The organism is Leeia speluncae, from assembly GCF_020564625.1.
Lineage (GTDB): Bacteria > Pseudomonadota > Gammaproteobacteria > Burkholderiales > Leeiaceae > Leeia > Leeia speluncae.
This window is the reverse complement of the sequence record NZ_JAJBZT010000019.1, coordinates 1-10,479: the sequence shown is the minus strand read 5'-3', so window position 1 is coordinate 10,479 and position 10,479 is coordinate 1. Positions and strand designations below refer to the sequence as shown.

The following is a 10,479-nucleotide window of genomic DNA, read 5'->3' as shown; positions in this document are numbered from 1 at the left end:
CCCGTTTACCGGTACGGGCAGATTGAGATTGGCCGTTAATCAGAAGGCCGTGTTCTTTTTGCAAGAAGGCGGTGACTTCGGGAAGAATAGGGATAAGATTTTCTGACATGCTAAGTCTCTTTTGATTGCCAAAATTAAATAACACTCAATCTAATTGATGGCAATTAGATTGAGTGTTTTGATGTATTAAATGGCGTGGCGTTCTTGAAATTGTGTGGCTACTTTTGATGGTGCGGTTTCTTTTAAGAAAAAGGTTAAAATCGTTGCGATAACTGAACCAGCCGATGCAATCCACATGACGATAGATAAACCGTATTGATCAGCTGCAAAACCTGCGATGGTTGGGGTAACAAAGCCGCCAAATAATTCGCCAACTCCCATGATTAGCCCTAATGCGGATGCAATTTGGGATGGATGAACGGTCTCTGCAGGGATAGTTGCCATGAAAAGGGTAAAGCAACCAAGGCCTGTGTAAGTCAGAAATACGAGCGGTAGCATCGCGCTAGCACTGTTGACATACAACAGTACCATTGGGCAAAAACTCGCCAAAATAGAAAAGATAATCATGGCTGGTTTTCGGCCAATTTTGTCTGATAGTGCGGAAACAACAAAGCCCCAAATCATCCATGCAAATCCTAGGCTACTCATAATAGAGCCCATAGTTTCAGGGCTGAATTTCTTCACTGTCATCAAAAAGGTTGGAGTGAAGGAGATTAAGGTAATAAACCAAGAAATGTAGAAGCATGAGATCAGCACACATAACAAAATGTTACGGTTCTTAAGCAAAGCCATATATTCGCTTGGGCGTTTGGTTTCTGGGTCTACGCCGGCAGATGGGTGTGCACCTCGTTTGTGTTGAACAAACTTCCAGATTAAAAAAGCAATGATTAATCCTGGAATACAAGAAAGGTAAAATGCAGTACGCCATCCGTAATGAGTAGCCATCCAGATCAATACTGGTGGCGCTAATACCGCACCAATTAATCCTGGAGCGGAAGCATTCACTAAGCCCATGTTTAATCCACGACGAGATGGGGTAGAAGCTTCTGCTATCAAGGATTGAGAAATGGGTAGAACTGGTCCTTCAGCAATGCCCATCATGGCACGGAAAACTAATAAGCTAACAAATGTCGTGACCATGCCAGAAGCAGCGGATAGCAGTGAAAAAGCAATCACTGATAGCACTAATAAGCCTTTTTTAGATTCCTTTTTGTCTGCATAAGCGCCAAGTGTCGCTCCAGATATTGCCCAAGCTAATGCCAAGGTAGAAGACAGTAAGCCAAGCTGTGTGTTGTTTAGTTTTAACTCTGCAGCAACAAAAGGAAAAAGAAAAGATAGGGCTAGACGATCAAAAAAAACAAAGCCGAATCCTAAAAAGAGAATCAGCAATAGCCGATTTTCGTATGTATTGATTTTCATTGTAGTGTCCTCTTTTGAACCACCCATTTTGTGTGGTGTAACTGCTTCGGTTGGGTGTGTGATATCAATCTAATCAAGTTTTCATATTCGGGTTTGACTGAGACGGTCACTTCATTTGTCTGTCTCAGTCACTACCGGAAACTAAATTAGTTCAGAATAAATTCGGCACAACGTTCGGCAATCATCACAACAGGGGCATTTGTATTACCTGAAACAATGGTTGGCATAATCGATGCATCACAAATTCTTAAGCCATGCACGCCCCTGACTCGCAATTGAGTATCCACGACGGATTGTTCATCACTCCCCATGCGACACGTCCCAACTGGGTGGTAGACCGTCTTTGCATGGGTACGAACATGGGCTTCTAACGCTTCGTCAGTAATCTCCGCTTGTTTAGCAGGACGAAGTTCTTCTGAAATGAGATGGCTAAGAGACGGGGCTCGCAAAATTTGACGGGCTAATGAAACGCCTTTTTTGAGTGTTTCTACATCTGATTGCACTTGCAACGCGCCACTTTCGAAAAAGATGGGCGCCTTAGGGTCTGCCGATCTAAGTTGCATGTAGCCACGGGATGCAGGACGTAAATGGCATGGATTAATCGAAATACCATGTCCTTCAATGGGTTCTCTATCCACATCACCAACCAGTGTCGGTAAAGTATGGAATTGAATGTCAGGACGATTACCGCCGGTGGTATCCACAAAACCACCAGACTCCACCACGTTAGACGTCAACAAGCCGGTGCGGAAAAGTTTCCATTGAATACCGTGTTTAAGCGCGGTTAATCCTTTATCGTTTCCTAGCAGGCTAATAGGATGTTTTGTTCGTCCGTAAACAGAAACTTCAAGATGATCTTGGAAATTTTGGCCAACATTTTCAGATGCGTGAACAATAGGAATACCCAACGATTGCAGATGTGCTCCTGGCCCGATCCCCGATAGCATTAAGATTTTAGGGGTGGATAGGGCGCCAGCCGCTAAAATAATTTCTCCACCGGCCTGAAGCACTACTTCTACCGTGGTGCCATTTGTTTGTTGGTAGACTAAGCCTGTGACATGCTTTTCTTTATTGAAAATTAAGCGGCTAACGTAGCAACCTGTTCTTATCGTGAGATTCGGTTGATGTTTTACCGCTTCAAGATAGGTAGAGGCGGTACTACCTCTTTGACCATTGAAGGTGGTGGTATGGTAAAAGCCAATTCCTGCTTGGTTTTTACCATTAAAATCATCATTGTAAGGAATGCCTGATTCCTGTGCGGCTTTAACAAATGCCAAACTTAACGGATGGCGATACCGCGTATCGCTTACTTTTAAAGGGCCGTCCACACCATGATAAGGGGCTGAAAGTCGCATGTGGCCTTCTGCTTTTTTAAAGGCGGCTAGTACCTTATCCCATTCCCATCCGGTACATCCTTGTTTTACCCAGTCTTCGTAGTCGGCTTGTGTGCCACGGATATACACCATAGCGTTAACTGAACTGCCACCACCTAGCGTGCGTCCTTGAGGAACAAAGGTTTTACGATTCGCAGCCGCCGTTTGTGGTTCGCTTTCATAAATAACCGTCCGCTCTGTACCAATCACTTTGATAAACGTGGCGGGCATATGAATAAATTGCGAATTGTCTGCAGGCCCATCTTCAAGCAACAATACCTTTTTGCCTGCATTAACTAATCGGTGCGTGATTACACAGCCACCAGAACCGCCCCCAACCACGATGTAATCGTATTTCTCCACTTGGTGTCCCCAATATTTAGAATTTTGATAGCAGAGAATAGGTGCTTACATAAAAAGAGGTTTGACTGATCGTGACAGAAGCGTTGATTCGCTAAGACAACTTGCTAATTTATTAATTTGTTAATGTATTGACGAAATACATCGAAAAAGTATAGATTCTTTTTAAAAACAAACAGCTAGAAATTTGAAAGAGGAGGGGGTATGGCAATCGATACGCTAGCCCAATGTATTCGCACATCTCATCTCGATAGCCATGAGCGAAGAGATTTTTGGGTTCACTCGGTTCACAACCTCATTGTTCATATTGACTGCTCCAGCCAGCCAGATTCCGGCATAGAGGCACAATTAATTCACCAGCCTTTTGGGTTAATTAAAATGAATGAAATCTCTGCAAATGAGCATGCGGTAGAGAGAAGTATTCATAATATTCGTCAAAACCCAAAAGAATCTGTATTTGTTTGTCTAATGCAAAAAGGGAATGGGTTTTCATATCAGGGAATGAGTTGTGCCAACCATCAACCCGGTGATTTAGTTATCTACAATACGATGCAGCCTTATGGACATGGTTTTGCAGAGGACATGAGAATGGTGGTGATGGATATCCCGCTTGAAGTCTTCGAATCTTATATGGGAACTTGGAACCAAAAAGGGATTATCAAAATTGATCGGGATGTCAGTTGGAATGAATATAGTGCGAGTAGGATTGCGCAGCTACTTACTAGCAAAGACTTGGGCGTGCTAGATGAATTTCGTCGATCAGAGTTAATCTTAGAAAATCTTCATGGAATTCTAAAGCGTGCTGGCGATAGTACATTACGCCAGAAGTCGCTTTGGTATTTGCTACAAGAAGCAAAGCGTTATGTGGCTAGCCATTTGCATGATGAGGGGTTAAGTGCAGATTCGGTAAGTAAGGCGTTAAAGGTTTCCTCAAGACAACTTGCCCGAGCGTTTGAATTAGATGGCTGTAGTTTGAACAGATATATCTGGTTGCAACGACTAGAGAAATGTCATCTTGATTTGCGAAACCCATTGTTAGCGCATTTATCTATTAGCGAAATCGCTTTTAAATGGGGGTTTAATAATCAGGCTCATTTTAGCCGTAGTTATCGAGATCGGTTTACCCAAACCCCAACGGAAACCAGAAAACTACTTCATTAGTTGGTTAATTGTTTATATGTTAATGAAGTGGTTTCTTAGTCAAGACATTAATAGGTATTAACTCTTCGATGGATTCCAAATCACTAATGGCAGTGATAACAGCGCAAGTATTGCCCCTACATACATAACTGCCGAATAACCTAAGCCTAAACTCAATACCGCCGCGCCCATTGCCGCGCCAAGCGCATTGCCCATATTGAATGCGCCAATATTGATAGATGACGCAAGCCCAGGCGCTTCTACTGCTGCACGCATAACGCGCATCTGGGTGGATGGAACCAAGGCAAATGCAGCCGCTGCCCAAATAAACAAACCAATAGCCGCACCGATCACCGTACCAGCCACAAACGGAAATGCTGCCAACGAGATCGCCTCTAATACCAAGCATCCAATCAGTGTGTTTCGGATAGACATGTCAGCCATTTTTCCACCAACGGTATTGCCGATGGTAAAGCCAACACCGGTTAATGCCAGCATGCCGGTAATCATTAATGGGGTCGCTTCGGTAAATAATTTTAGTGCGGGGTTGATGTAGGTATAGAGGGTGAACATGGCCCCAGAGCTTGTCACTGTGGTCAGCAAGCCTTGAACAACCACGGGTCTAGTTAGCACTTTTAGCTCTGCCGCTATGTTTGGGGCGGTGCCTTTGCTACCAATAGGCAAAGCAAAGCGAAGCGCAATGATCGAGAGTAAACCTAGCCCAGCAATGGCGGCAAATGACTCTCGCCAGCCGAGCATCTGGCTAATCCAGGTGGCAGCGGGCACGCCACCGATGTTTGCAATGGTAAGACCGGCAAACATCAGCGCAACTGCACTGGCTTGTTTCTCCCGTGGAACAAGGCTAGCCGCAACTACCGCCCCAATCCCGAAAAAAGCGCCGTGGTTAAGGCTGGTAACTACCCGGGCGGCCATGAGGCTGGCGTAGTTAGGTGAAATGGCCGATAGCAGGTTGCCAAGGGTGAAGATGGCCATTAAGGTCATCAGCGCTTTACGACGCGGCCACTTTGACAAAAATAAGGTCATAAAGGGTGCGCCTAGCATCACCCCAATCGCGTAAGCGGAAATCAACAACCCAGCAGAAGGAATAGAAACGTTCACCCCTTCGGCAATATTTTGCAACATGCCCATCGGCCCAAACTCTGTGGTGCCAATCCCGAATGAGCCAACCGCAAGCGCAAGGAGTGCAAGTGTGGTGTTACAAGGGACTTCTGTATGTGGAAGCTGGGTAGATTCGGATACGTTGGCGTGCATAAGGCGCTTTATTAATAAAAATTTAGTGCGCTAATTTTCTTATGGTTTACTTTTCCAAAAAAGATCATAATTAGCAAAACACTGTTGCTATTAATGAGAATATGAAAGCTACGCTAGAAGAAATCACCGTTTATTTAGCGGTTGTTGATACCGGTTCGTTTACTGCGGCGGCAGATCATTTAGGCCTGCCGGTTTCGACGACAAGCCGTTTACTAGCACGCCTAGAAGAAAAGCTAGAAACCACACTGCTACGCAGAACAACTAGAAGGCTAGACCTAACGGAAGAGGGCGCACGTTTTGCCCGGGATGCCAGAAACATCATGGATGCAGTGCAATTAGCAGAAGATGGCCTCATGGAACGTAAAGGCCGGCTTTCTGGATTGTTGCGAATAGATGCCGCCACACCATTTGTTCTGCATGTGCTAGCCCCTTTGTTACCCGGCTTTCATGCGCTTTACCCAGAAGTAAAACTAGCGATCACCAGTAACGAAGGTTTTATCGATTTACTTGAGCGACGAGTAGACATGGCGATTCGTATTGGCGAATTGGAAGACTCTACCCTACATAGCCGTTTTCTTGGCCGTACCAATATCCGCTTGCTAGCCAGCCCAGAATATTTAAAGCGGGCAGGGATGCCAAAAGAAGCAAAAGATCTCCTACACCACAAATTACTTGGCTTCCTTCAGCCAGAATCTCTGAATGTTTGGCCGGCACGACTGCCAGATGGAAAACTATTAAGAATCGAACCGACTATGACAGCGGCTAGCGGAGAAACACTACGACAACTAGCCATCAATGGATTAGGAATTGCTTGTCTTTCAACCTTTATGACCTCAAAAGATGTGGAAGCAGGCCGACTGGTTGAGGTGCTTGCCACTGAAATTGAACCGACCTCCAGACCCGTTCACGCAGTTTTCTACCAGCAATCTGCCTTCTCCGCCAAGATTTCCTCGATGGTGAGGTATTTGGTAGAGGCGTTACGGGAGCCTGAGGAAAAGTGGGATAGGGCGGCTTTATCTTAGTTCAAATATTGTCTAAAAAATGAAAGTGTATGTATCCAAGCATCCTTCGCTGCAGCGTTATTTGCATCACTATCATCTCTTTCGAAACGGTGATCTGCACCTTCATAGAAATGGGTTTCATGCTTGGTATTGCTGCTAGCCACAATACTGTCTAGTCGTTTCGCAGCAGAAACAGGGACGGTAGCGTCATTCGTACCATGTAAAATCAAGACTGGTGCACTAGTTGAGTTAAATGTAGCGCTAAAACGTTCTAGCGATTTGTCGGATCCCGCACCAGAAAGCGCGCCGTAATAACTGATGCCAGCTTGTACCTTATTAGTGGCCGCTAGCCACATGGAGAAATAGCCACCGTTAGAAAAACCAATCGCCCCAATTTTGTGTCCAGCAACCTTGGGTAGGTGTGACAAGGTATCTAGTGCTGCAACGAAATCATTGTAAATTGGTTCTGCTTTGCTCGTAAAAGTAATCTGGCGTGTTTTAGCGGTTATTCCATAGGCTGATAAAAATTCAGGAACTAAAACGACATAGCCTGCTTGAGCCAATTTCTCTGCATAGGTTATATCAGCTTGCTCAAAACCACTGCTGGTATGGAGTAATAAAATACCTGGATACGTACCTCCACCATCAGGCGTCACTAGCGTCGCACGCATGTTTTGTTGCACACCGATCTGTATGGTAGTTTTTTCTGCATGCACTTTAAGTGATATTGCAGTTATGCAGACTAGCGATAATATTGAAATGCACCATTTCTGAAAAATTTGCATTGAAATTCTCTTCTTCAAACCGTCGTTTGGGCCAATCCATATTTAGCTTTGTACGCTGAAAATGTTGTTATTTTCAACGTCAGCACGCTGATGAATTTTTTATATTGTTCTATATGCTTTACCTGCATATTACACATGTATAGGCGCACTGCAAATTTGATGAATTACTCAACGTTACGTAAGAGTAGGGCACAAGCCCTACTCTGGATATGCGGTTTTAAGGGGCAACTTTGGATGTAATACGGTGGTAAAGCCAGCCAATAATAGCTAGGCAAATGCTGCCTATTAGCACTGGTTTAATTAAGAACATCCAGCCTGGTTGGCTCATCATCACAATCACAGGGTTAGAACCCGCAGGCGGATGCACTGACCTAGTGATCATCATCAACACAATGGCTAAACCCATGGCGATTGCAAACGCAAAAGGCGAATGTCCGAGTAAATGTAAGATAAGTAAACCACTAAATGCGCCAATTACATGGCCGCCAATTACTTGTCTTGCGCGTGAAAATGGGCTTTCTGGATAACCAAAAACTAGTACACAACTTGCGCCAAAAGAGCCCAAAATTAAAGGTTCATTAGTAAGGCTTGCTAGTAAAGCAATGATCCCGATGGCAATTAGCCCACCAAGTCCTGCTTTGACAATTTTCTGGCTAGGAATGGCTGGCGTTGCCATTTTCCAAAACCAATGTGGTTTTTGTTCCATGTTGTGTTCTCCCTAAGTTGTTTTTATTTATTAGCGATGAAACTAGACTAATCTGTCTATTTTTCTATCAAACCAGAGTAGACTGTCAATACTAGTTTTAGAAAGTATTTAAGATGCCCGCTAGTAAGAAAAAGCAGTTGCTACTAGAAACTGCACTTAGTTTATTTATGAAGGAAGGTTTTCTAGCCGTTGGTATCGACCGAATACTGGCAGAATCCGGCGTGGCCAAGATGACGCTCTACAAGCATTTCCCAACTAAACAGGCATTGATCTTGGAAACGCTGGAATACCGAGATCATCAGTTTTTCCAGTCACTTCAGCAGTATGCCGATACATTCTCCATTGAAAATGGTGATCGTCTAAAAGCTATCTTTAACTGGCATTTAGATTGGGTGAACTCAGCTAGTTACCGTGGCTGTGCATTTGTAGGTGCTGCTGTGGCTTTTCCTGAATCGACAGAAAAAGCACATCAGCTAGCTGCGAAGCATAAACAGAAAGTGTTGACATATATTGCTGCTAGCTTACCGTTACAAAATGGGAATTCAACGGCAAATGAAATCATGCTGATGCTTGAAGGTGCGATTGTGCTTAGCCAGATTCATGCAAACGCAGAGCCAATGAAACAAGCGATTGAATGGTTGAAGAATAAAATTACTTAGCTTTTCGAAAGTAAATTAGCTACACAGTTTTATTGATAATCTAATAATGCATATATAAAATCCGTATGAAAAAAATCCAAAATAGGGATTAAATGACATATTCTACTAATAAAACGATACTTTTCTATAATGAAAATGCTCAAGATTTTTATGACTCAACAATAAATGTTGATATGGCATCTTTGTATAAAGAGTTTTTACCTCTAATTCAACCTTTGGGTCATATACTTGATGCTGGTTGCGGTTCAGGGCGCGATTCTAATGCATTTCTAACACAAGGTTTTAAAGTAACAGCGATTGATGCAAGTGCTGAGCTTGCTGTTCATGCCAGCAAATTCATTGGGCAGCCAGTAATAGTCACTGATTTTCAATCATTTAATATTGACGAAGTTTACGATGGGATATGGGCATGTGCTTCCATGCTTCATATTCCTTTATCTGAACTAAATCAATTATTTATCAAATTTAGCCAATTGTTAAGAAAGCAGGGCGTTTTTTATTGTTCGTTCAAATATGGGGCAGACTCAAAAGAAAGAAATGGTCGTTTTTTTACGGATTTGGATGAGTTATCTTTGCATGATCAATTGGTTGGATCTGAGCTATACATAGAAAAATCATGGATTACAACGGATCTTCGACCTAACCGATCTAACGAAAAATGGCTAAATGCTATTTTAAGGAAAGCCTAGTATGCCCCAGCATTTCTCAAATGAGGATTATTTAAAAGGTATTGTTTTATTTGGTTTGAATGCAGCTACTTATAAAATGGCATTAGCAAAGATTTTGCTTGAAGCAGCAAAAGAGCAAAAGAATAAGATTCACTGGAGTGAGTTGGCTAGCAGTTTTTTTCAGCTCTATAAATCTAGATTAGCTGAAAAATCCATGCCTCAGCAAGGGATAGCTCACCGCCAAACCTTCATGGAACGCATCGTTCAGCAGCATCAATCTGGCAAATTAAGTGAATCAGATGCAATTGAACAAGTTGGGTTAAAAGGTTTCATTGATGTAATTCCACGCTTTCAAACGATTGGTACCAATAAAGACATCGTTAAAGAGTTTTTTTACGAGTTTCAATATGGATCGACATTAACACTAAAGGATTCATTGTTAAATTTGTCTTCTGCGCAGTTAGCTGAACTAGAGGGTGAAATTGATGCACGTTGGGGGTTATTGGAAGGTGCATTTTCTATAAATCAATCACAATACCATTTGGCGAATGATATTCGGGAAATTTACCTGCAAAGTGGCTATGAGAGAAAACCACTCACTAACAATATTCCTTTTCTTAGTGGCTATCAGGGAAATATCTGTTTTTACTGTGCTGAGCATCTTGATTCAGAGATTCATGTTGACCATGTCTTACCAAGACAAGTGCTTCAACATGATGAGGTCTGGAATTTGGTACTAAGTCATCCAGAGTGCAATTTATTAAAATCTGATCGTCTTGTCGGAAAGCATTTCATTTTGAAGCTGATTGCACGAAATGAAAACATTATGGGCAGCAACCATCCTTGGAAAGCTAAAATTGCTGCATCACTTGGCACAACGCCAAAGCAACGGGCTGCAAACCTTCAGAAACATTATGCAAAAGTTTCAACAGTTTTGGGTAATAATTATTGGGGTGGATGCGATTCATATAATCCAGCGATAGATCCATTCTATAAAAAACTAATCACAGTATTAAATAATGAGTCTCAAAGCATCTAAGTAAGATCGCGGCTCCCAAAAACATCATTATGTTTTACATAATATAAATTATGCGAA

Annotated in this window: 10 protein-coding genes; 5 read left to right on the top strand and 5 right to left on the bottom strand. The window is 42.8% G+C overall.

Translation table 11 applies throughout. The features are described from left to right. Positions 1–186: 186 nt before the first annotated feature. A complete protein-coding gene (locus LIN78_RS17805) occupies positions 187–1,419 on the bottom strand; it encodes an MFS transporter (protein ID WP_227182236.1) in 1,233 nt (410 codons plus the stop codon). 146 nt (positions 1,420–1,565) lie between these two features. Continuing rightward, positions 1,566–3,155, bottom strand: a complete 1,590-nt coding sequence (locus LIN78_RS18360) for a GMC family oxidoreductase (RefSeq protein ID WP_227182235.1) — start codon at positions 3,153–3,155, stop codon at positions 1,566–1,568. A 201-nt stretch (positions 3,156–3,356) separates the two neighbouring features. On the opposite strand from LIN78_RS18360, the gene LIN78_RS17795 reads away from it, so the two are divergent. Beyond that, positions 3,357–4,313, top strand: a complete 957-nt coding sequence (locus LIN78_RS17795) for a helix-turn-helix domain-containing protein (protein WP_227182234.1) — start codon at positions 3,357–3,359, stop codon at positions 4,311–4,313. A gap of 57 nt (positions 4,314–4,370) precedes the next feature. Here the strand turns inward: LIN78_RS17795 and LIN78_RS17790 are convergent, their stop codons facing one another. Next, positions 4,371–5,564 carry an MFS transporter gene (locus LIN78_RS17790; protein WP_227182233.1) on the bottom strand — a complete coding sequence of 398 codons (1,194 nt, stop codon included), beginning with the start codon at positions 5,562–5,564 and terminating at the stop codon, positions 4,371–4,373. Positions 5,565–5,665: 101 nt separating this feature from the next. Between LIN78_RS17790 and LIN78_RS17785 the strand changes: the two genes are divergently transcribed. Next, entirely contained in the window at positions 5,666–6,586 is a 921-nt protein-coding gene (locus LIN78_RS17785) for a LysR family transcriptional regulator (protein ID WP_227182232.1), read from the top strand. Here LIN78_RS17785 and LIN78_RS17780 read toward each other — a convergent pair. Both LIN78_RS17780 and LIN78_RS17775 read right to left on the bottom strand, forming a co-directional pair. After that, entirely contained in the window at positions 6,583–7,236 is a 654-nt protein-coding gene (locus LIN78_RS17780) for a dienelactone hydrolase family protein (RefSeq protein ID WP_227182231.1), read from the bottom strand. The two genes, LIN78_RS17785 and LIN78_RS17780, sit on opposite strands and share 4 nt — an antisense overlap. 331 nt (positions 7,237–7,567) lie before the next feature. Continuing rightward, positions 7,568–8,056 (bottom strand): HPP family protein, encoded by a 489-nt coding sequence (locus tag LIN78_RS17775; protein WP_227182230.1) that lies wholly within the window; start codon positions 8,054–8,056, stop codon positions 7,568–7,570. Between the two features lie 113 nt (positions 8,057–8,169). Between LIN78_RS17775 and LIN78_RS17770 the strand changes: the two genes are divergently transcribed. From LIN78_RS17770 to LIN78_RS17760, 3 genes are all read left to right on the top strand, one after another. After that, entirely contained in the window at positions 8,170–8,715 is a 546-nt protein-coding gene (locus tag LIN78_RS17770; protein ID WP_227182229.1) for a TetR/AcrR family transcriptional regulator, read from the top strand. A gap of 92 nt (positions 8,716–8,807) precedes the next feature. Then, entirely contained in the window at positions 8,808–9,404 is a 597-nt protein-coding gene (locus LIN78_RS17765) for a class I SAM-dependent DNA methyltransferase (RefSeq protein WP_227182228.1), read from the top strand. A 1-nt stretch (position 9,405) separates the two neighbouring features. After that, positions 9,406–10,422, top strand: coding sequence for an HNH endonuclease (locus LIN78_RS17760; RefSeq protein WP_227182227.1), 1,017 nt, complete (start codon positions 9,406–9,408; stop codon positions 10,420–10,422). Positions 10,423–10,479 lie beyond the last annotated feature (57 nt).